This window comes from Pseudomonas sp. PME37.24/006, from assembly GCF_055556635.1.
Genome location: NZ_JBVHNL010000001.1, coordinates 1,049,626 through 1,069,132, shown reverse-complemented (window position 1 = coordinate 1,069,132; position 19,507 = coordinate 1,049,626). Strand labels below are relative to the sequence as shown.

Genomic DNA, 19,507 nt, shown 5'->3' with positions numbered 1-19,507 from the left:
GACTGGCCATCACCAGGCGATGGCCTTGTCTGTATAACGGCTGCCGCTCTATGGCGGCATCACCGGTCGGGGCAGACGGCACGTCGCCCCTGATCACATCAAAAACAGGGGCTCAGGCTTGTGCGGCCAACGCCACGGCCCGCACCTGATCACCCACGTTCAGGCGCAAGCGCCTCGCCGTGAGGGGATCGACCACCAGCGTGCCAGCCGCCATGCGCGCGCGCGCCACGGTGATGCGGCAGTCCTCGCGCTTGCGGTTGTGCACCATGTACAACGGCGCATCGTCCCCTGGCGTACCGATGGCCAGTACCAGCAACTGGCTGTCGCGAATCGCCCGTATCTTCGCGGTTTCTGCCTCGATGGCCGGGCCGGCATCGAAGATGTCGACATAACCCTGATAGCTGAAACCTTCCGACTTGAGCATCGCCAGCGCCGGCTCGGTGTCCGGGTGCACGCGGCCGATCACTTCGCGCGCGGCCTCGGACAGGAAGCAGGTGTACAGCGGGAACCTGGGCATCAGCTCGGCAATGAACGCCTTGTTGCCGACGCCGGTGAGGTAGTCCGCCTGGGAGAACTCCATGCGGAAGAAGTGCCGCCCGAGGCATTCCCAGAAGGGCGAACGACCCTGTTCGTCGGACACGCCGCGCATCTCGGCGATGATCTTGTCGCCGAACTGCTCACGAAACTCGGCGATGAACAGGAAACGCGCCTTGGACAGCAGGCGCCCGTTCAGCCCGGTGCGGTGATCGGCATGCAGGAACAGCGAGCACAGTTCGGAATGGCCGGTCAGGTCATTGGCCAGAAACAGCGTTGGCACCTGACGGTGGATGTTCAATTCCTGGGAAGCGCAGACCGTCAGGCCGACCCGGTAGTTGTACCAGGACTCACGCAACCCCACCCCGCCGGCAATCGCGGAGATGCCCAGCACACGGCCGTCGTCGTCCTCGAGTACGAACATGTAGTCGCAATCGCCGCGCTCGGCCTCGCCGCGAAAGGTCTTCTCGGCACGGCCGACCCGGTAGGCCAGGCGTGCCTCGTTGGCCGGCAAGGTGGTCAACCCGGTGCCCGTGCTGCGCGCCAGGTCAATCAGCGCCGGCAGGTCACCGGCACGTACGGAGCGAACGATCATGATGCCTCCAGAAAACTGCGAGCCAGCCAGGCGGCATTCATCACTGACACCTTCATACCGCCACCAGCCTTACCTGACCGCCTTCGGCGACGCCGAGCGTCTGTGCGGTGAGCGGATCGAGCACCGCGGGCTGACCGGGCGCCCAGTTCAGCTCGGCGATCACCGCGCGAAAGCCCTGCAACTGTTCGTTGCTGACCAGATAGGGCCGCCCGCCGCCGTCGGCTTCGCCGAGCACGATTGGCACAACCACGCTCTGGGCAATGGAACGAATGCCAGAGATCCGCGCATGCAGGGTCGGGCCACCGTCGAAGATGTCGATGTAATGGTCGGTCTCGAAGCCATCACGCATAAGGATGTCGAAGGACACCTGCGCACGCGGATGCACCAGGCCCATGGACTCCTGCGCAGAATCCGGCAACAGCGGCACGTAGATCGGGTAATGGGGCATCAGCTCGGCGAGGTAAGCGCGGCTGCGCAAGCCACACAGGCGTTCGGCTTCGCCATAGCTCATACCGAAGAAATGCCGGCCCACCGCATCCCAGAACGGCGACTCGCCGGCGTCGTCGCTCTCGCCGACGATCTCCACCACCATGGCATCGGCAAAACGCTCCGGGTGGCAGGCAGCGAAGAGCAGGCGCGCGCGGGAGTTGAGCTCGGACCAGACGCTATCCACCAGCGAGCGCTCGACGTAGAAGCTGGTCAGCAGGCTGTTGCCGGTCAGGTCATGGCACAGCGAAAGCACATGAATCTTGTTGTGGATCTTCAGCTCTCGGGAATTGTGAACGAAGGTCTCGTTGCGAAAGCTGTAGAACGGCTCGGAATAGCCGGCAGAGGCGACGATGCCGGAGCAGCCGACCAGGCGCCCGGACTCGCTGTCCTCAAGCACGAAGAAATAGCGCTCCTCGCCATTGAAGCTCACTTCAGCCGCGAACGATGCCTCCGAGGCGGCGATCTTGTCGCGCAGCCGCTCGGCGTTGTCCGGCAACGAGGTGACCCCTACCGGGCTGTCGGCAGCCAGGCGCTGCACTTCAGCGAGGTCGGTCATTCGCGCAGGGCGCATAACCAGCATGGTGTCACTCCTTCAGCAGAGCCCGGGCACAGCAGTCCCGGCGGCGAGAACCATCATCCATGGAGCCGACCGGAACATCCGCTCGGCTGGACAAAAGCACTGGTGGCACTCGGGCCGCCAGCAAGGCAGGTCAGGCAGCGGCAACCACTTTGGCCACTGCGCGCTCGAAGCGATCCAGACCTTCATCGATATCGCTATCTTCGACCACCAGGCTCGGTGCGAAACGCACCACGTCCGGCCCGGCCTGAAGAATCATCAGGTTCTCTTCGGCAGCTGCGTCGAAGAAGGCACGCGCCTTGCCCTTCCACGCATCGGATAGCACCGCACCAATCAGCAGACCCATGCCGCGTACGCCAGAGAACACGCCGTACTGCTCGCCAATCCGTTCCAGACGCGCCTTGAAGCGCTCATGCTTGGACTTAACACCGTCCAGTACTTCGGGCGTATTGACGACGTCGAGCACCGCCTCAGCCACCGCGCAACCCAGCGGGTTACCGCCATAGGTGGTGCCGTGGGTGCCGACCGCCAGATGGCTGGCCAGTGCTTCGGTGGTGAGCATGGCCGCAATCGGGAAGCCGCCACCCAAGCTCTTGGCGCTGGACAGCACGTCTGGCGTCACGCCGTAGTGCTGGTAGGCGAACAGGTGGCCGCTGCGGCCCAGGCCGCTCTGTACTTCGTCGAACACCAGCAGGGCATTGTGTTGATCACACAGCTCGCGAGCTCCCTGCAGATAAGCCAGATCCGCCGGCAACACACCGCCCTCGCCCTGAATGGGCTCCAGCACCACGGCGCAGGTCTTGTCGCTGATCGCCGCCTTGAGCGCGTCTAGGTCGTTGTAGGGCACGTGGGTGATGCCCTGAATCTTCGGCCCGAAGCCATCGGAATATTTAGGTTGGCCACCCACGCTCACGGTGAACAAGGTGCGCCCGTGAAAGCTGTTGGTAGCGGCGATGATCTCGTACTTTTCGGCGCCAAAACGGTCGTGAGCCACACGACGCGCCAACTTGAAGGCCGCCTCGTTGGCTTCCGCGCCCGAGTTGCAGAGGAACACACGTTCGGCGAAGGTGGCCTCGACCAGCTTCTTGGCCAGACGCAAAGCTGGCTCGTTAGTGAACACATTGGATACGTGCCACAGGGTATTGGCCTGTTCAGTCAGGGCCCTCACCAGCGCCGGGTGCGCATGGCCCAGCACGTTGACGGCGATGCCACCGGAGAAGTCGATCAGCTCACGACCGCTCTGATCCCAGACGCGCGAACCAGCACCGCGCACCGGCACGAATGCCGCAGGCGCGTAGCTGGGCACCATCACCTGGTCGAAATCGGCGCGTTGCACCGGGTCGTGCTGAACGGACATCGGAACTCTCCTGACAAGACACGCTGGCACGATAGGGCCAGCGATGCGAAAGATTGTAGGGGGTGCTCGAGGGTCAGCATTGCCGGCATGCGACAACTTCTTACAGCGCCAACCCAGGCTCCAGACGCTCGCGAAAAAGCCGCATGCGGCGTCGGTGAGGCGCAGTTTAAACGTTGCCGCTATCTGGACGCACGGGGTCGCAGATATTTAACCATTCAAGCGCCGTGAACAGCCGCTGCATACTGCCCGACGGCGCGTGACAAACGGCATCTCGATTTAAAACACACACATGAAAATTATTTGCATCCAAGCCCCTGCAGCATATTGCCAGGGCCTGGAGTGACGGTGATATCATTTTGCTCGCAGCACGACCTCCATTCGTGAACGGCGTCCGACAGTGCACCATCAAGGATCTGATGGCCTGTCGCATTTTTACCCAACGCAATGCATCGACTCGTCCAGTCAAGGAAGCGCGAGATGACCCCGAAAGAACAACAGCTCACCGAACTCCTTACCCTCACCTCACGCAGCATCACGCACATGACGGCGGCAATGACAGCGCTGTCGTTCGATCTGCTGCGCAGTGACGATGGCGGCGTTCGCTCCGCCGCCTCGAAGATGATTACCCGTCTTGGCGCAGTCAGCCAGGAACTCGATCAGCAATGGGCGCTGATTCGCGAGCTGACCGGCATCGAAGCTCCGGATCGGCACGACAGCATCGAAGAAGTCCATCTTCACACCGCCTGATCCGGATAACGTCCTGCTCAGGCCGACACGTGTATAAGCTGTCGGCCTTCAGCGCATTAAAACCTACTAACTCTTTTTTGCTGGCCAGATGCACGCCATAGCGGATGCGGCCTGCTCGTACCCTCTTACAGGAACTGCATCGATGAGCGCCCCCAGCACCCGCGTCATGCTGTATGCCAATGATCCGGGCAAGACCTGCGCGTTTTATGAGCGCCACTTCGGTTTCGTGAGCAGCGCGGAAGATCAGGGCGTGATCGAACTGCATCACCCTCGCGGCGGGCTGATCCTGCTAGTGCACCGTGCAGCCGTATCACTGAAAGGCAACCAGGCCCGCGTAAAGCTGGTGTTCGATGTGGAAAACCTCGAGGCCTTCCGCAGCCGCGCCCTGAGCAATGGCCTGGAGTTCGGCCCGATACACCAGGGCGAAGGCTACGGCTTCGCCAACAGCAAGGACCCCGACGGCAATGGCGTAAGCATCTCCAGCCGGGCGTTCCGCTCGCGATAAAACGCCTCAGCCACGCGCAGCCAGATATTCGCGCTGCAGCACTGCGATCAGCTCGGCCGCGGGCATGGCTCGCGCCAGGGCCGCGCCCTGTCCAGCCCAATGCGCAGCGAACTCGGCATTACCGGCCTTCGCTGCTGCGGCGATGAGCTGCTTGCCAGCATCGTAGGCGATACCGAAACCCGGCACCGGCGGATGCCCGACCGCGCCCACCTCGGCCATGAAACGGTTGAGAATGCCGCGCGCCGGACGCCCGGAGATCACCGTGGTCACCTGAGTGACCTGCGCACGCTCACTGCCCAGCATGCGTCGGTAGGCTTCGTTAGCCGCCGACTCCGGGCAAAGTATGAATGCCGTACCCAGCTGGGCCGCGCAGGCGCCCAGGGTCATGGCCGCGGCGATACCGGCGCCGTCCATGATGCCGCCAGCGGCGATCACCGGCCGTGACAGATGCCGCACCAGCACACGCACCAGCGCCAGGGTGCCGATTCCCTGATCGCCACGCTGCGGATCGAATACCCCGCGGTGACCACCGGCCTCGATACCTTGGGCAACGATTACATCGATACCGGCGTCTTCCAGCAGGTATCCCTCCTCCAGCGTGGTCGCCGACGCCAGCAGGGTGATGCCAGCCTTTTTCAACGCATCGATACGATCCTGGGAGGGCAACCCCAGGTGAAAACTGACGATCGGCGGACGCTCTTCTAGCAGCACCTCGAGCTGACCGTCATCATTCTGGAAGCTGCTGTAGATATCGCCGATGGCCTGCGGAGCCGGCACATCGAACTCGGCGAAGTAAGGCTGCAGGTGATCCAGCCAGGCCTGCTCTGCGACCTGGTCGGCAACGCTGGGGCGATGGCAGAACACGTTGATATTGAAGGGCCTACTGGTGCCGGCACGGGTCTCGATGATCATCTGCCGCCCGGCTTCGGCCTTCACCGCAGCGATGGAGATGGAACCCAGACCTCCGGCATTGCTGACGGCTGCGGCCAACGCCGGCGTAGCGGTGCCAGCCATCGGCGCCTGAATGATCGGAAAGTCGATACCCAGAGCTGCACAGTTCATACGATCCCCTATGGGTTCCTCGTTAGGAGCCTCGAACTATACTCGACACAGGGTCTGCAGAACCTGCTCATGCAGGGCGTCGACCAAGGCAGGTAAAACAGGGGCACGGCTACGGATCACGACCACCTCAAGCATCGGCAAAGCCGGCAGCCCCTGGCTCGCACCAAGCACCTGCAAAGTAGCGGGAACGCAACAGCGGGCTAGCACGCCAAGCGCTGCACCGCTTTGCGCCACGGCCAGTTGCCCGGCTACGCTAGGGCTGTTGTAGACGACTCGGTAATCGCGACCCAGGGTCTCAAGGCTCTTGAGAACTCGGCGGCGTGCCTGGCTACCCAACTCGTACACAGCGATAGGTAAAGGCGTTTGCCGCCAGGTTTCCTGACGAGCATTGCCGACCCACACCAGCTCCTCACGAAACAGCAGTTCACCACGCTGCGGCCTGTCGCGGGTGACGATGGCCACATCCAGCTCGCCGCTCTCCACTTTAGGTATCAACTGCGTAGAGGGTTCGCACACCAGGGTCACCTCTACCGCAGGCTGTCCAGTGGCGAAGTCGTTGAGCAGAGGGGTCAGATAACCCAGGGCATAGTCGTCGGGAATGCCGAGGGAAACCTTGCCTTCCAACCGTACACCGCGCAGTGCCAGCAGCGCTTCGCTGTGCACCCGCAGCAGCTTGCGGGCATACCCCAACAACTCCTCGCCTGCTGGCGTTAAACTCAGGTGGCGCGGCCCGCGCAGCAGCAACGGGCGTCCCACCGCCGCTTCGAGCTTCTTTATCTGCATGCTCACCGCCGATTGCGAGCGCGACAGCCCCACCGCCGCAGCCGTCAGCGAACCACTGCTGACTACGGCGACGAATGCCTGTAACCAATCGACCTGCAAATCCTGTCTGGCCATAGCTAACCATTCGATTATCGAATAACAACCCACACTATAATCCGTTTTACGGGATTATCTGCACTTGGCACCCTTCGCCTATCTCGTCAGGCAGGTCACCCATGAGCCGTCGCAGCGCCCATTTTCAATTGCACTCAGCAGCCCTGCTGGTGGGTGTATCCGCCTTGTTCGGTGAGTCCCTGAACGTCAGCGCAAGCATGATCGTGCTGGGCCGAGCGGCGTTTGCCTTGCTGGCCTTGAGCGTGATCTGTGTGTGCCTGGGGCTACGTCCCTGGCGCGGTGTTAGCGCTGGCACCGCGGGTAAGCTGCTGACCACCGGCGTGGCACTGGGCGGGCATTGGATTCTGTTTTTCATGGCGGTACAAACCGGCGGCGTGGCGGTGGCTACTCTGGGCTTCGCTTCGTTCCCGGCCTTTACTGCACTGATCGAGCGACTGGTATTCGGCCAGCGCCTGGGACGTACCGACAGCTTGATTCTATTGCTGGTGTCGGCTGGCCTGGTTCTGGTCACGCCCTCCTTCGACCTGCGCGACGGTGCTACGTCAGGCCTGCTTTGTGGCATTCTGTCCGGCGCCAGTTATGCTGCAATAGCGGTTGCCAACAAACACTTCGCCAGCAAGGTCGATGGGCTGTCATCGTGCTGGTGGCAATGCCTGTCTATCAGCCTGACGCTGCTGCCCTGGTGCCGGCAGGAGCTTCCCGAGATCAGCGCCCAGGATTGGTGGCAGCTAGCGGCGCTAGGCGTACTTTGCACGGCGCTGGCCTACAGCCTGTTCATCGCCTCGCTACGCCATGTACGCACGCACACCGCAGCGGTGGTGATCGCCATGGAGCCGATCTACGCCATCGCCGGCGCTTGGCTGATCTTCGACTCGGTACCGACTACCGGCATGTTGCTGGGCGGCCTGCTGATTCTCGGCGCAGTCGCCTGGGCTGGACTGAAGAGCAAAAGCTGACCACTAGAACAATATCTGTGCACCTGTGCCGGATGGCTGAAAACCCAGGCGGGGCCTGATCATGGGCCGAGCCATTCGTCGTTTGCCAAGTTGAATTCACGTCATTGCCACAATTGCCAGAGAAGCTTTCGCCTGGCGATTTTATCGCCTATGCTGCGGCTTCGGGCACAAGACCCTACCGCGCAGACCTGCACTTCTGCGCGGAAAAATACTCCCTGCCCAGCGCAGAGAAACTGGCACCCGGCCATGACCGGTGCCCGCCTTGCCCTCTGGCGCAGCCAGATAGCCTGCACTGTATATCAACGGACTTCAGGGCATTGTGAACATGGATTGTTTGATCATTTATTCGCGTAACGGCGAAAGGCGATTCCAGACCCTCACCACCCGCTTCATTCCCAATATGAAGGCGGTGGAATTCACCGTACTCAACGCAGAGCTGCCTGCCGGCCATCTTTCACAAGGTGCTGACCACGCCAGCGGCTCGGTGAGAGAGCTGATCCAGCAACTCGGCATCGAGATCATCGACGTGCTGCCCGTGCGCAAATCCGCGCCACCAGGCGAAGAGCGGGCATAACCGCTACGCCCAGGCAGCGCAAGTCGTTCAGGGCTGCCAGGTGGTGCGTTCACCGCTGAGCTTGTGATCGAGAAAGGTAGCAGCACTGATCAGCGCCAGATGACTCAGCGCCTGCGGCGTATTGCCCAGATGATGGGCACGTCGGTCGAGTTCCTCGGCGTACAGCCCAACCGGGTTGGCGTAGCGCAGTAGCTGCTCGAACTCCAGATGCGCCTGCTCGACGCGCCCGGCGCGTGCCAGACACTCCACGTACCAGAACGAACAGGCAACGAAGGAACCCTCCTCGCCTTTCAAACCGTCATCGGTGCGGTAGCGATAGACCATGCCATCGCGCACCAACTGATGTTCGATCGCGTCGAGCGTGGCCAGCCAACGTGGATCGCTGGCGGCGACAAAGCGCATAAGCGGCATCAGCAGCATCGAACCGTCGACATCCTGACAACCGATGCGCTGGATGAAGTGGCCGCAGTCCTCATCCCAGAAGTTGTTCCAGATGTCGTCATGAATCGCCTGACGCTGATCGTTCCAGCGCAAGAAAGGCGCCGGCAGCGAGCGTTTCTCTGCCAGGCGGATGGCCCGATCCAACGCCACCCAGCACATCAACCGCGAATGCAGAAAGTGCTGCTCCTCGCCGCGTATCTCCCAGATACCGACATCTTTCTGCTGCCAGCTGTCACAGACCTGATCGACGATGCCCACCACATGGTGCCAGCCGTCGTGGGAGATCGCCTCACCGTACTTGTTGGCAAGGTACACCGCGTCAAGCAACTCGCCAAAGATATCCAGCTGAACCTGATCGTGGGCCTCGTTGCCGATCCGTACCGGCTGCGCCCCGCCATGCCCGGCAAGATGATCGAGGGAGGTCTCCGGCAACTCATGCTGGCCACGAAGGCTGTAGAGGATGCGCAGATGGGCCGGGGTTTCCGAGCAGTCGTCGACGCGCTCGCGCACCCAGCGCATGAAGGCATTGGCCTCTTCGGTAAAGCCCAGGCGCATGAATGCGTAGACGGTGAACGACGCATCGCGAATCCAGGTGTAGCGGTAATCCCAGTTACGCTCGCCGCCCGCCGCCTCAGGCAGTCCGTAGGTGGCCGCAGCGAGAATGCCGCCGTGCTTGCGTGAGGTCAGCAGCTTCAGTGCCAGGGCCGAGCGGTGCACCATCTCGCGCCAACGTCCGCTGTAGTTGGACTGCTTGATCCAGCGCCGCCAGTAGGCAACGGTGGCCTCCAGGCAGTGCTCGCAGGCACCGGCAGCGACCAGCGGGTCGCCTGGCGCGCCCAGCACGAACTCGGCATGTTCGCCTTCCTGCAAATCGAACTCGGCAACACCACAATGTTGATCGATCTTCAGTGACTGGCTGGCGGAGAGGCGCAGGCTCGGCTGATCGGGCGCATGGAAGAGCACATCGTCGCCCTCCATTTCCGCGACCGTGTCAGCACGGCTGTAATCATGACGAACACGGCAGCGCATACGGATACGTGCGCTACCTGAGACCACCTGAATACGGCGAATCAGCCGCGGATAATCGTCCACATCGGCGTTGATCGGCATGACATCGGTGCATTCCACTACAGCGGAATCGTCCAGCCAGCGCGTCTGCAACACGTTGGTGTCCGGCAGGTAAATCTGCTGGCGACGCGCACCGGGCAGATCCGGCGCCAGTTGGAAGACTCCGGCCTCAGGGCTGTCGAGCAGCGCCGTGAAGATCGACGGGCTGTCGAAATCCGGCCAGCAGAAAAAATCCACGCAACCACTGTCAGCGACCAGTGCTGCACTGCGCATGTCACCAATGATGCCGTGGGCTTCGATGGGCATCTGACGCCCCTGAATTTCAACCATTGTCACGAAACTCCGGGTAAAGGCTCATACCGCCGTCGATGAACAGGGTCGTGCCGTGAACGTAATCGGCGGCATCGGAAGCCAGCCAGACCACCGCATTGGCGATGTCTTCGGCTTCACCGATGCGGCCGTAGGGAATCAGTTCGAGCAGTGACTTGGCGGCTTCGCCTTCGGTGGCCTCGCGGTTGATCGCGGTACGGATCGCGCCGGGGGCGATGGCATTGACGCGAATGCGCTGCTCGCCCACTTCCTGGGCCACGCTGCGCATCAGCAGGTCTAGGCCGCCCTTGGACGCCGCGTAGTTGGCGCGCCCCGCCCAGGGAATCAGCTGATGCACCGAGCTCATCTGAATGATCTTGCCGGCTGCCCGCGACACGTCTTCGCGAATTTCCTGCTGGCGGAATTGGCGCAGGGCTGCACGCACACAGAGAAACTGACCGGTAAGGTTGACCTGCAGCACCTGATTCCAGTCCTCCAGGCTCATGTCCACCGTCGGCGCATCACGCTGCATGCCCGAGTTGGCCAGCAGGATGTCCAGCCGCCCGAAGGCCGACAGGGTTTCGGCGAACAGCGCCTCGACCTCCTTCTCGCTGGACACGTCCGCACCCACGGCAATCGCTTGGCCGCCTGCGCTGCGTATTTCCTCGACCAGTCGCTCCGCCGCCTCGCGCCCGGATCGATAATTCACCACCACGGCAGCACCGGCCTGCGCCAGCGCCTTCGCCGATGCGGCGCCAATGCCTGAACTGCCACCGGTGACCAGTGCGACCTGTTTGTGCAGAGAAATGAGCATGGGTTTCCACTCCTGAACCTGTAACACCTGACTGACCGGCAAGCGGCAGAGTTCAGGTAAAAGGCCCGTGCTGCCAGCTCCAATGGCAACACTCATATCCAGCAAAATAAAGGCGAGCCTCTGCCTGCCGCCCAATGGCTACAGTGACGCTGCCCCGGCATGCGGTAATTGCCTGCCCGTGTAGTCAGCGAAACGTTCACCACAGCGGATGCGCAAAAGAGCCAGCCAGAGGGCGCTGCGCCTGTGCCGGGCCTGGATCGCGGCGCTGGCGCTATGGGGATATCTCTTGGCAAAAAGATCGAACATGCAGCGCGTGCGACCCTCAAACCACCAAGAGCATCGAGACCGGAGGAGCGCATGATGACCCAACGAATACCAGAGGATCCTAACCAGGCACCGGGAACACTGGGCACGCCAGGCGAGCAGCCTCCCCTCGGCCATCCCCAGGAACCGGACAACGATGTATTGCCGGACAAGCCGCAGCCCGATCCGGTTTGCGCCCGCTGATCCAGCTTTCATCAATAACCAGAAAGGAGTGAACCCATGGTCGCCTTCGAACCGCAATCGCAACCCGACCGACAGGGCCCGGCACGCCAGAACGTAAGAGCCTGGGAGCGCTTGCTGTCCATCGGCGGCGGCCTGCTACTGGCCGCACTGGGCGCCAGCAAACAGGGCCAGCAGGGTAATCGCCAGCTGAGTGCCGGCGGCCTGCTATTGCTGCGCGGTCTCAGCGGGCACTGCAGCGTGAAAAGCGCGGCGGACGATCCCCTGGAAGAAATCCGCTACCTGCGTGCTCGGGTACAGCGCCTGCAAGAGTTGGTACTGATGGCCGAAGAACTGGCAGACCGCACTCGCGCCGCTCCGGTAACGCCAGTATCCCCTACCCCTGTGACGCCAGCGCCCATGGATATCCACACGCCCCTTGCGGACGAATTCGCCACTCGCGAGCACAGTCGATAACGACGACGTACAGCCCTTTCAAGCATGAACAGGTGTAGCCACATGGATAACGACAGCAAAGAACGGCCTCACAAGCGCCCAGGCAAGATCATCTCCGGGCACTGGCAGCAGGATGCTCAGGAGCAACTGCGCGCGCGCATCCAGGCCGATCAGTCGCACACCGACGAACTCGAAGCGCTGGCCCAGGTAGCCCGCTCGACCATCGCCGACCTGGAAAACCTCGACGCAGCGCCATCGCCGGACCGTCTACGTGAAGCGGCCCGCCAGCTCGCCGCCATGCGCGACGCGCTGAACAACGCCAGCGGGCATGCCGTGCACACTGTCGACCGCTTCGCGCGTACCCATCCGTTCTGGCTGGCAGCAGGCGGTCTGGCCGTAGGTTTCCTGGCCAGCCGCGTGCTGCTCAAGCGCGAGCGTTCGCTGCAACGTCACGTACGAAAAGGAGTTCTGTAATGACCGAAGATCCGCGGCAACCTCCGGTGGAGCCTTCCCTGCTCGGCCTGCTGCGCCAGCTTACCCGTGAAGTGCAGACGCTCTTCACCAAGGAGCTGGCACTGGCCAAGGTCGAGCTCAACGCATCCCTGCAGGCCACCAAGACCGGGATCGCTGCCGTAGCCGGCGGCGCCATCGTATTGCTCTGCGGCGTGCTGATGCTGCTGCTTTCCGCCGTTTACGGCTTGAGCACCGTGGTGGCGCCCTGGCTAGCCGCGCTGATCGTTGGGATGGTGGTCATCATCATCGGCCTGATCATGCTCAAGGTCGGCCAGCAGAAGTTCACGCCCTCTCAACTCACCCCCGAACGCACCCTAGACTCCTTGCAGAAAGACAAGGAAGCGGTGCAGAGGCAAATGTCATGAGTACCCACAGCACCATCGCAGCCGAATCGCTCAAGTCTCCGGAAGTGCTCGAGCAGGAAATCGATCAACAGCGCAGCCGCATCGACGCACTGATCGATAACGTGGAAGCACGCCTGACGCCCCAACGCCTGATCGATCAGGCGCTTGCTTACGGCCGTGAAAGTGGTGGCCTGGAGATAGCAGAGCGCCTGTGCCAGACCTTGAAGGCCAACCCGCTTCCCGTGGCCATGACCGCCATCGGCCTGGCCTGGCTGGCTGTGGAGCAGACCCGCGGTCGCCCGCAACCAGCTGCTGACCATTTTGCCGAACCGACCGATCACGAGTCCCTGGCAGACGCATTGCGCGAAGCCAGGCAGTCACTGGATCAAGGCACCCACGCAGCCAGGCAGAAACTGCATGACCTCGCGGAAAGCGCCGAGTCGGTGAAGAATCAGGTCAAGCAAGGTGCCGACAAACTGAACGTGGCGCTGCATCGCCGCCCCTGGGCGTTCGCCGCTGCGGGCCTGGCGCTTGGCGCGGTGGCTGGCATTCTCGGTACGGGCCGCAAGAAAGAAGTCGAAATCGAGGTCGAGCGCTACGAGGTGCCGGACATCATCGATGGCTTCGAAGACCTGGATGACGAACCGCCCTTCCGCCCCGGCGCGATCTGAACGCTGCAGGTTCCTGCGGCCTGGCGAAGGCCTGAGCCGCAAGAGAAGGGATTCTTCAAAACAGAAACGCAGAAACGAAAAAAGCGCCCTAGGGCGCTTTTCGCGTTGCTTCCGGGTGTTCAGTGGGCCCTGGAAGCTATATATGGCGCAGCGGACGGGACTCGAACCCGCGACCCCCGGCGTGACAGGCCGGTATTCTAACCGACTGAACTACCGCTGCGCATACCTCGATTGGTGGGTGATGACGGGATCGAACCGCCGACCCTCTGCTTGTAAGGCAGATGCTCTCCCGGCTGAGCTAATCACCCTTCACTCTCGAAGTGGGGCGCATTCTAGAGAGCGACCTGCACCTTGGCAACCCCCTTTGTGAAAAAAAATTATTGGCGTTCCAAAGGCTTAGGAATCATCACGGTTTCAGCGCATAAACCTGAGGCTGCCTCGATACAGGGTTGGCCTAATCCGCCGCCGGAAGGAATAATGCGCCCTCGCGCTGGTCTGATCGTCGCGCGGCGTATTGAACATCTGCCGCCAGACTGCCCACGCTCTGCAGCGATGCAGAAGCCTTGCGCCCGGACTCATGATTTTTTGCGCGCCAAGCGCGCGCCCGCAAACTGGAGACACCCTGCTCATGTGGTTTCGCAACCTGCTGGTCTATCGCCTCACCCAAGACGTTTCCTTCGAAACCGAAGCACTCGAAAAAGCCCTGTCCGCCAAGCCTGCCCGCCCCTGCGCCAGCCAGGAACTGGCGACCTATGGCTTCGTCGCCCCGTTCGGCAAGGGCGCCGATGCGCCACTGGTGCACGAGAGCCAGGGTTTCCTGCTGATTTCCGCACGCAAGGAAGAACGCATCCTGCCGGGTAGCGTGGTCAAGGACGCCGTGAAGGAAAAGGTCGACGAGATCGAAAACGAGCAGATGCGCAAGGTCTACAAAAAGGAACGCGAGCAGATCAAGGACGAAATCGTCCAGGCCTTCCTGCCGCGCGCCTTCATCCGTAAGTCAGCCACCTTCGCCGCCATTGCGCCTGCTCAGGGCCTGATCATCGTCAACGCTTCCAGCCCGAAGCGCGCCGAAGACCTGCTCTCCACCCTGCGTGAAGCCATCGGCTCGCTGCCGGTTCGTCCGCTGACCGTGAAGATCGCCCCGACAGCGACCATGACCGACTGGGTCAAGGCCCAGCAGGCCGCTGCCGACTTCCACGTACTGGACGAGTGCGAACTGCGCGACACCCACGAAGACGGCGGCATCGTGCGCTGCAAGCGCCAGGATCTGACCGGCGAAGAAGTGCAGTTGCACATGAGCTCGGGCAAGCAGGTCACGCAGTTGTCGCTGGCCTGGCAGGACAAGTTGTCCTTCGTGCTCGACGACAAGCTGGTGGTCAAGCGCCTGAAGTTCGAAGACCTGCTGCAGGAACAGGCCGAGCAGGATGGCGGCGATGATGACCTGAGCCAGCAGGACGCCAGCTTCACGCTGATGATGCTGACCCTGATCGAGTTCCTGCCGGCACTGTTCGAAGCCCTGGGCGGCGAAGACACCCCGCAAGGTATCTGACCCTCCAGTAGTACCTGGCACCGGGCCGCCATCTCAGGCCCGGCGCCCTTCTCTCCCGTTGTTTCGGAAACCCACGCATGCCTGCCTTGATCGCTCTGAGCCGCTTCGTCGGCAATACCTTCGCCATTTGGGTGCTGTTGTTTGCAATTCTGGCCTTCCTCCTGCCCAGCGCGTTCCTGCCGCTGACCGCGTGGATCGTGCCACTGCTCGGGCTGATCATGTTCGGCATGGGTCTGACCCTCAAAGCCGAAGACTTCCGCGAAGTTGTCCGGCATCCGCTGCGCGTGCTGGTCGGTGTACTCGCACAATTCATCATCATGCCGGGCCTGGCCTGGCTGCTCTGCCAGCTGTTCGCGTTGCCGGCAGAGATCGCCGTGGGCGTGATCTTGGTGGGCTGCTGCCCTGGCGGTACAGCCTCCAACGTCATCACCTGGTTTGCCAAAGGTGACGTGGCGCTGTCGGTTGGCATCACGGCGGTGACCACATTGATGGCGCCTATCGTGACGCCCGCACTGATCTGGCTGCTGGCTTCCGAATGGCTGCCGGTTTCCTTCTGGGCCATGTTCAGCTCGATACTGCAGATGGTGCTGCTGCCGATCATCCTCGGCTTGGTCGTGCGACGGCTACTGGGTGAGCGCGTGAAACTGGCGATCGATGTACTGCCGCTGATCTCGGTGGTTTCCATCGTCGCGATCGTGGCTGCGGTGGTCGCGGCCAGTCAGGCGAAGATCGCCGAGTCCGGCCTGCTGATCATGGCCATCGTCATGCTGCACAACAGCCTCGGATTAGGCCTGGGCTATGCTGCCGGACGTTTTTTTGGCATGCCATTGGCACAACGCAAAACCTTGTCCATCGAGGTCGGCATGCAGAATTCAGGGCTGGGCGCAGCACTGGCGAACGCCCATTTCTCTCCACTTGCGGCAGTACCTAGCGCACTGTTCAGCGTCTGGCATAACCTCTCAGGCCCGCTGATAGCGACGATTTACCGACGCATGAAGGACGACAAGAACACCAACTGATACTGCGGCGGATTTCCCCCGGGAGCAAAATTCGTGCACGCTATCGGGGCACTCCGCGGACGACCCTGGATTTCAGTGCCTGATTGCCGGGGACGACCCCATCTACTGTGGAGTCGCCCTATGTCCTGGATCATTCTGTTCTTTGCTGGCCTGTTCGAAGTCGGCTGGGCCATCGGCCTGAAATACACCGATGGTTTCACCCGCCCCATCCCTACTCTGCTGACGGTCGCCGCCATGGTGGTCAGCCTGACGCTGCTCGGCCTGGCCATGAAAGAGCTGCCTCTGGGCACCGCCTACGCCATCTGGACCGGCGTCGGTGCGGTAGGCACGGTGATAGCGGGCATCATCCTGTTCGGTGAGTCCATGGCGTTGGTACGCCTGGCCAGCGTGGCACTGATCATCTGCGGCCTGATCGGGCTAAAGATGAGCAACGGTTGAAACGAAAGAGCCCGCCGATTGGCGGGCTCTTTCGTTCAGCGCTGTGGGATAGCAATCACTCAGTATCTGGAACTACGCCCTGGGAAGCGCTCAAAATCAGCGCCGATCCCCACGCAACGCCGCCACCTCTGCCTGCAGCACCTGGCGTGTGGCCTCTGTCGCCTCGATGGGCTTACCAGCAACCAGGTCGACGCGCGACCAGACACGGCGGAACAGGCGCTTCTGAGGATCACGGCTGAAGAAGCTGCCCCACAGGCCGCCAAGGGCCATGGGAATCACCGGCACCGGATTGTCCTGCAAGATGCGCTCGACGCCCGCCTTGAACTCGTCGATCTCGCCGTCGGCGGTCAGTTTGCCTTCAGGGAAGATGCACACCACCTCGCCGTTACGAAGGTACTCGCCAATGCGTTTGAACGCCGCATCGAACACCAGCAGATCCTCGCTGCGCCCGGCAATCGGCACGGTACCCGCAGTGCGGAAAATGAAGTTGAGCACTGGCAGCTTGTAGATCTTGTAGTACATGACGAAGCGTATCGGCCGGCGTACGGCGCCGCCGATCAGCAGCGCATCGACGAATGACACGTGGTTGCACACCAGCACGGCTGCACCTTCATCCGGGATGGCATCCAGGCCTTTGTGCGACACCCGGTACATCGAGTGGCCGAGCAGCCAGATGAGGAAGCGCATGGTGAATTCGGGGACGATCTTGAAGATGTAGCTGTTGACCGCCACGTTCATCAGCGAAATGACCAGGAACAACTGCGGAATCGACAGACCGGCGACGCTGAGAAAGAGGATCGACACCACAGCCGATACCACCATGAACAGCGCGTTGAGAATGTTGTTGGCGGCAATCACCCGCGCCCGCTCGTTCTCGGCGGTGCGCGACTGGATCAACGCGTACAGCGGCACGATGTAGAAACCGCCGAACACGCCGATGCCGAGAATCGAGCCCAACACCCACCAGGCATGCCCATAGCCGAGCAGCGCCAGCCAATTGTGCGGCTGCGCGGCCTCAGGCACACCACCCGAAGCCCACCACAGCAGAACACCGAACACCGACAGGCCAATGGAGCCGAACGGTACCAGGCCGATCTCCACCTTGTGCCCGCTCATCCGCTCGCAAAGCATCGAACCCAGGGCAATGCCTACCGAAAACACGGTGAGAATCAGCGTGACCACGCTTTCGTCACCGTGCAGCCATTCCTTCGAATAGGCCGGGATCTGCGTCAGGTACACCGCACCGAGAAACCAGAACCAGGAGTTGCCGACCAGCGAGCGGGATACCGCCTTGGGCTGGGTGAGGCCCATGCGCAGGGTCAGCCAGGTCTGGCGCAGGATGTTCCAATCCAGCTCAAGATTCGGCAGCGCTGCGTCGGCCCGTGGAATCCCACGCGCAGACAGGTAGCCAATCACTGCCACCAGCACCACCGAGGCGGCGACGATCACCCCGTAATGCACGCTGGTGAGCATGATGCCAGCACCGATGGTTCCCGCCAGAATCGCCAGGAAGGTACCCATCTCGATCAGCGCATTGCCACCCACCAGCTCTTGCGGCTTGAGGGCCTGGGGCAGAATCGAATACTTCACCGGCCCAAACAGCGCCGACTGAATCCCCATGACGAACAACACGCCAAGCATCACGCTCAGGTTGCCCAGCAATACGCCAGCAGCCCCGGCGAGCATGATGAAAATCTCGAAGAACTTGAGCCGGCGAATCAGCCAATCCTTGGCGAATTTCTCGCCGAACTGCCCACCGAGTGCGGAAAACAGGAAGAACGGCAGAATGAACAGCATCGCTGCCACGTTGACCATCAGGTCGCGATCGGCGTCGAGGCTGAGCTTGAAGAGAATTGCCAGAATCAACGACTGCTTGAAGATATTGTCGTTGAAGGCGCCGAGCAGCTGGGTGATGAAGAACGGCAGGAAGCGCCGGCTTTTCAGCAGGGCAAATTGAGATTGCTGGCTCATCGATACCTTCCCTATTGGTGAGTCGCTGAACATTGGACTGCAACTGCTCGGGCAAAGCTACATCCGAGAGCATTAATGTTGGTGCGACACGCCATTGCTCAGCGGTGCGATGCCATCAATTGAACAGCGGATTGCCGCGCAGCCGCGCCACGGCCAGATCGACGAAAGCGCGCACCTTGGCAGGCGCCTGGCGCCCCTCCGGGTAAAGCACATGGATCGGCAACGGTGGCTCCTCGAAGGCGTCGAGCACGATCTGCAGCGCGCACTCCTGCAGGGCAGGGCCGACCTGATAATGCAGAACGCGGGTCAGCCCCCAACCGGCTCGGGCGGTAGCGATCGCCGATTCATTGGTGTTGCATTGCAGGACGGGATCGACAAGCACCCGCTGCCCTTCTGCAAAGCGCCACTCGGGCGAAGCCCAGGCGCTTTGCGATACGACGATGCGGTGGTTTTTCAAATCGGCAGGGGTAGATGGCACGCCGTATTTCTGCAGATAGGACGGCGCCGCGCAGATCACCCGTCGCACCGAGCCGACCTGAATGGCGGTGAAGCCGGAATCCGCCAGATGACCGATGCGGATTGCCACATCGATGCCTTCGTCGACAATGTTCACCGGGCGATCGACGAAAAAAGTACGCGCGTGCATACCCGGATAGGCATCCAGGTAATCCAGCACCAACGGCAGCACGTACATATGGCCGAACATCGACGCCGCGGTGACCGCGAGGCTACCGGAAGGCTCGGCATAGTGGCCGGCGGCGGCCAGTTCCGCCTCGGCGATATCGCCAAGAATGCGCCGACAGTCCTGCAGGTAACGGCTGCCCGCGTCGGTAGTTTTCACCGAGCGCGTGGTACGCACCAGCAGCCGGGCGCCAATCAGATCCTCGAGGCCCGCGACGATGCGCGTAACCGCCGGCGCACTCATGTGCATCTGCCGCGCGGTACTGGCGAAGCTGCCAGTTTCCGCGACCTTCACAAATACCCGCATCGCCTGCCAACGATCCATCCGCCTGTCGCTCCTCTTGCTCAGCGTTGACTACGCAACGAGCGCAGCGGGGCAGTATGCCGTATCTGAGTGACCCCAGAGCGCTTGCGCTCAGAGTCTGTTCGCTATCATACGATGATGGCTCCCACGCTC

General features: G+C 61.9%; 21 protein-coding genes and 2 tRNA genes. 12 read left to right on the top strand and 11 right to left on the bottom strand.

The features are described from left to right. Positions 1 to 112: 112 nt before the first annotated feature. From astA to ACZ3GY_RS04960, 3 genes are all read right to left on the bottom strand, one after another. Positions 113 to 1,129 carry an arginine N-succinyltransferase gene (astA, locus tag ACZ3GY_RS04970; RefSeq protein ID WP_465909150.1) on the bottom strand — a complete coding sequence of 339 codons (1,017 nt, stop codon included), beginning with the start codon at positions 1,127 to 1,129 and terminating at the stop codon, positions 113 to 115. 52 nt (positions 1,130 to 1,181) lie between these two features. Further along, the gene (aruF, locus tag ACZ3GY_RS04965) at positions 1,182 to 2,198 is read right to left on the bottom strand and encodes an arginine/ornithine succinyltransferase subunit alpha (RefSeq protein ID WP_463564183.1); all 1,017 of its coding nucleotides are present in this window, start codon (positions 2,196 to 2,198) and stop codon (positions 1,182 to 1,184) included. Between the two features lie 130 nt (positions 2,199 to 2,328). Next, a complete protein-coding gene (locus ACZ3GY_RS04960) occupies positions 2,329 to 3,552 on the bottom strand; it encodes an aspartate aminotransferase family protein (protein WP_465909149.1) in 1,224 nt (407 codons plus the stop codon). A 477-nt stretch (positions 3,553 to 4,029) separates the two neighbouring features. Here ACZ3GY_RS04960 and plzR point away from each other — a divergent pair, with 477 nt between their 5' ends. Next, the gene (gene plzR / locus ACZ3GY_RS04955; RefSeq protein WP_465909147.1) at positions 4,030 to 4,299 is read left to right on the top strand and encodes a PlzR type 4 pili assembly inhibitor; all 270 of its coding nucleotides are present in this window, start codon (positions 4,030 to 4,032) and stop codon (positions 4,297 to 4,299) included. A gap of 142 nt (positions 4,300 to 4,441) precedes the next feature. Next, entirely contained in the window at positions 4,442 to 4,804 is a 363-nt protein-coding gene (locus tag ACZ3GY_RS04950; RefSeq protein ID WP_465909146.1) for a VOC family protein, read from the top strand. Between the two features lie 6 nt (positions 4,805 to 4,810). On the opposite strand, the gene ACZ3GY_RS04945 is transcribed toward ACZ3GY_RS04950, so the two are convergent. Then, entirely contained in the window at positions 4,811 to 5,866 is a 1,056-nt protein-coding gene (locus tag ACZ3GY_RS04945) for an NAD(P)H-dependent flavin oxidoreductase (protein WP_465909145.1), read from the bottom strand. Between the two features lie 36 nt (positions 5,867 to 5,902). Beyond that, on the bottom strand, positions 5,903 to 6,763 hold the full coding sequence (locus tag ACZ3GY_RS04940; RefSeq protein WP_465909144.1) for a LysR family transcriptional regulator: 861 nt from the start codon (positions 6,761 to 6,763) through the stop codon (positions 5,903 to 5,905). Between the two features lie 101 nt (positions 6,764 to 6,864). Here ACZ3GY_RS04940 and ACZ3GY_RS04935 point away from each other — a divergent pair, with 101 nt between their 5' ends. Together ACZ3GY_RS04935 and ACZ3GY_RS04930 are read left to right on the top strand one after the other, a co-directional pair. After that, a complete protein-coding gene (locus tag ACZ3GY_RS04935) occupies positions 6,865 to 7,719 on the top strand; it encodes a DMT family transporter (RefSeq protein ID WP_465909143.1) in 855 nt (284 codons plus the stop codon). A 325-nt stretch (positions 7,720 to 8,044) separates the two neighbouring features. Next, positions 8,045 to 8,293, top strand: a complete 249-nt coding sequence (locus ACZ3GY_RS04930) for a hypothetical protein (protein WP_465909142.1) — start codon at positions 8,045 to 8,047, stop codon at positions 8,291 to 8,293. Between the two features lie 27 nt (positions 8,294 to 8,320). Here ACZ3GY_RS04930 and ACZ3GY_RS04925 read toward each other — a convergent pair whose 3' ends face one another. Then, the gene (locus ACZ3GY_RS04925) at positions 8,321 to 10,132 is read right to left on the bottom strand and encodes a glycoside hydrolase family 15 protein (protein ID WP_465909141.1); all 1,812 of its coding nucleotides are present in this window, start codon (positions 10,130 to 10,132) and stop codon (positions 8,321 to 8,323) included. Beyond that, complete coding sequence (locus ACZ3GY_RS04920; protein WP_465909140.1) at positions 10,125 to 10,925, bottom strand: glucose 1-dehydrogenase; 801 nt, start codon at positions 10,923 to 10,925, stop codon at positions 10,125 to 10,127. The genes ACZ3GY_RS04925 and ACZ3GY_RS04920 overlap by 8 nt, the downstream gene beginning before the upstream one ends. A 360-nt stretch (positions 10,926 to 11,285) precedes the next feature. On the opposite strand from ACZ3GY_RS04920, the gene ACZ3GY_RS04915 reads away from it, so the two are divergent. The 5 genes from ACZ3GY_RS04915 to ACZ3GY_RS04895 are packed head-to-tail and all read left to right on the top strand — an operon-like array spanning position 11,286 to position 13,392. After that, on the top strand, positions 11,286 to 11,432 hold the full coding sequence (locus ACZ3GY_RS04915) for a hypothetical protein (protein ID WP_463564173.1): 147 nt from the start codon (positions 11,286 to 11,288) through the stop codon (positions 11,430 to 11,432). 36 nt (positions 11,433 to 11,468) lie between these two features. Then, a complete protein-coding gene (locus tag ACZ3GY_RS04910) occupies positions 11,469 to 11,885 on the top strand; it encodes a hypothetical protein (protein ID WP_465909139.1) in 417 nt (138 codons plus the stop codon). 42 nt (positions 11,886 to 11,927) lie between these two features. Further along, complete coding sequence (locus ACZ3GY_RS04905; protein WP_463564171.1) at positions 11,928 to 12,338, top strand: hypothetical protein; 411 nt, start codon at positions 11,928 to 11,930, stop codon at positions 12,336 to 12,338. Continuing rightward, positions 12,338 to 12,742 (top strand): phage holin family protein, encoded by a 405-nt coding sequence (locus ACZ3GY_RS04900; protein ID WP_465909138.1) that lies wholly within the window; start codon positions 12,338 to 12,340, stop codon positions 12,740 to 12,742. Before ACZ3GY_RS04905 ends, ACZ3GY_RS04900 begins: the two co-directional genes overlap by 1 nt. Further along, positions 12,739 to 13,392: a DUF3618 domain-containing protein gene (locus ACZ3GY_RS04895; protein WP_465909137.1), complete on the top strand. Its 654-nt coding sequence runs from the start codon at positions 12,739 to 12,741 to the stop codon at positions 13,390 to 13,392. The genes ACZ3GY_RS04900 and ACZ3GY_RS04895 overlap by 4 nt, the downstream gene beginning before the upstream one ends. A 143-nt stretch (positions 13,393 to 13,535) precedes the next feature. On the opposite strand, the gene ACZ3GY_RS04890 is transcribed toward ACZ3GY_RS04895, so the two are convergent. Continuing rightward, positions 13,536 to 13,612, bottom strand: a tRNA-Asp gene (locus tag ACZ3GY_RS04890). A gap of 12 nt (positions 13,613 to 13,624) precedes the next feature. Beyond that, positions 13,625 to 13,700: transfer RNA gene (locus tag ACZ3GY_RS04885), tRNA-Val, on the bottom strand. A gap of 320 nt (positions 13,701 to 14,020) precedes the next feature. Between ACZ3GY_RS04885 and rdgC the strand changes: the two genes are divergently transcribed. The 3 genes from rdgC (at position 14,021) to sugE (ending at position 16,398) form a co-directional block, all read left to right on the top strand. Beyond that, on the top strand, positions 14,021 to 14,941 hold the full coding sequence (gene rdgC / locus ACZ3GY_RS04880) for a recombination-associated protein RdgC (protein WP_463564168.1): 921 nt from the start codon (positions 14,021 to 14,023) through the stop codon (positions 14,939 to 14,941). Between the two features lie 77 nt (positions 14,942 to 15,018). Then, complete coding sequence (locus ACZ3GY_RS04875) at positions 15,019 to 15,960, top strand: bile acid:sodium symporter family protein (protein WP_463566210.1); 942 nt, start codon at positions 15,019 to 15,021, stop codon at positions 15,958 to 15,960. Between the two features lie 120 nt (positions 15,961 to 16,080). Further along, a complete protein-coding gene (gene sugE, locus ACZ3GY_RS04870; protein WP_463564167.1) occupies positions 16,081 to 16,398 on the top strand; it encodes a quaternary ammonium compound efflux SMR transporter SugE in 318 nt (105 codons plus the stop codon). Positions 16,399 to 16,494: 96 nt separating this feature from the next. Here the strand turns inward: sugE and ACZ3GY_RS04865 are convergent, their stop codons facing one another. Both ACZ3GY_RS04865 and ACZ3GY_RS04860 read right to left on the bottom strand, forming a co-directional pair. Further along, positions 16,495 to 18,369, bottom strand: coding sequence for an MFS transporter (locus ACZ3GY_RS04865; protein WP_465909136.1), 1,875 nt, complete (start codon positions 18,367 to 18,369; stop codon positions 16,495 to 16,497). A gap of 115 nt (positions 18,370 to 18,484) precedes the next feature. Further along, complete coding sequence (locus ACZ3GY_RS04860; protein WP_465909135.1) at positions 18,485 to 19,375, bottom strand: LysR family transcriptional regulator; 891 nt, start codon at positions 19,373 to 19,375, stop codon at positions 18,485 to 18,487. Positions 19,376 to 19,507 lie beyond the last annotated feature (132 nt).

Coding starts and splice junctions, on each gene's coding strand:
- astA (WP_465909150.1), bottom strand. CDS start 1,129: ATGATCGTTCGCTCCGTACGTGCCGGTGACCTGCCGGCGCTGATTGAC.
- aruF (WP_463564183.1), bottom strand. CDS start 2,198: ATGCTGGTTATGCGCCCTGCGCGAATGACCGACCTCGCTGAAGTGCAG.
- ACZ3GY_RS04960 (WP_465909149.1), bottom strand. CDS start 3,552: ATGTCCGTTCAGCACGACCCGGTGCAACGCGCCGATTTCGACCAGGTG.
- plzR (WP_465909147.1), top strand. CDS start 4,030: ATGACCCCGAAAGAACAACAGCTCACCGAACTCCTTACCCTCACCTCA.
- ACZ3GY_RS04950 (WP_465909146.1), top strand. CDS start 4,442: ATGAGCGCCCCCAGCACCCGCGTCATGCTGTATGCCAATGATCCGGGC.
- ACZ3GY_RS04945 (WP_465909145.1), bottom strand. CDS start 5,866: ATGAACTGTGCAGCTCTGGGTATCGACTTTCCGATCATTCAGGCGCCG.
- ACZ3GY_RS04940 (WP_465909144.1), bottom strand. CDS start 6,763: ATGGCCAGACAGGATTTGCAGGTCGATTGGTTACAGGCATTCGTCGCC.
- ACZ3GY_RS04935 (WP_465909143.1), top strand. CDS start 6,865: ATGAGCCGTCGCAGCGCCCATTTTCAATTGCACTCAGCAGCCCTGCTG.
- ACZ3GY_RS04930 (WP_465909142.1), top strand. CDS start 8,045: ATGGATTGTTTGATCATTTATTCGCGTAACGGCGAAAGGCGATTCCAG.
- ACZ3GY_RS04925 (WP_465909141.1), bottom strand. CDS start 10,132: ATGGTTGAAATTCAGGGGCGTCAGATGCCCATCGAAGCCCACGGCATC.
- ACZ3GY_RS04920 (WP_465909140.1), bottom strand. CDS start 10,925: ATGCTCATTTCTCTGCACAAACAGGTCGCACTGGTCACCGGTGGCAGT.
- ACZ3GY_RS04915 (WP_463564173.1), top strand. CDS start 11,286: ATGACCCAACGAATACCAGAGGATCCTAACCAGGCACCGGGAACACTG.
- ACZ3GY_RS04910 (WP_465909139.1), top strand. CDS start 11,469: ATGGTCGCCTTCGAACCGCAATCGCAACCCGACCGACAGGGCCCGGCA.
- ACZ3GY_RS04905 (WP_463564171.1), top strand. CDS start 11,928: ATGGATAACGACAGCAAAGAACGGCCTCACAAGCGCCCAGGCAAGATC.
- ACZ3GY_RS04900 (WP_465909138.1), top strand. CDS start 12,338: ATGACCGAAGATCCGCGGCAACCTCCGGTGGAGCCTTCCCTGCTCGGC.
- ACZ3GY_RS04895 (WP_465909137.1), top strand. CDS start 12,739: ATGAGTACCCACAGCACCATCGCAGCCGAATCGCTCAAGTCTCCGGAA.
- rdgC (WP_463564168.1), top strand. CDS start 14,021: ATGTGGTTTCGCAACCTGCTGGTCTATCGCCTCACCCAAGACGTTTCC.
- ACZ3GY_RS04875 (WP_463566210.1), top strand. CDS start 15,019: ATGCCTGCCTTGATCGCTCTGAGCCGCTTCGTCGGCAATACCTTCGCC.
- sugE (WP_463564167.1), top strand. CDS start 16,081: ATGTCCTGGATCATTCTGTTCTTTGCTGGCCTGTTCGAAGTCGGCTGG.
- ACZ3GY_RS04865 (WP_465909136.1), bottom strand. CDS start 18,369: ATGAGCCAGCAATCTCAATTTGCCCTGCTGAAAAGCCGGCGCTTCCTG.
- ACZ3GY_RS04860 (WP_465909135.1), bottom strand. CDS start 19,375: ATGGATCGTTGGCAGGCGATGCGGGTATTTGTGAAGGTCGCGGAAACT.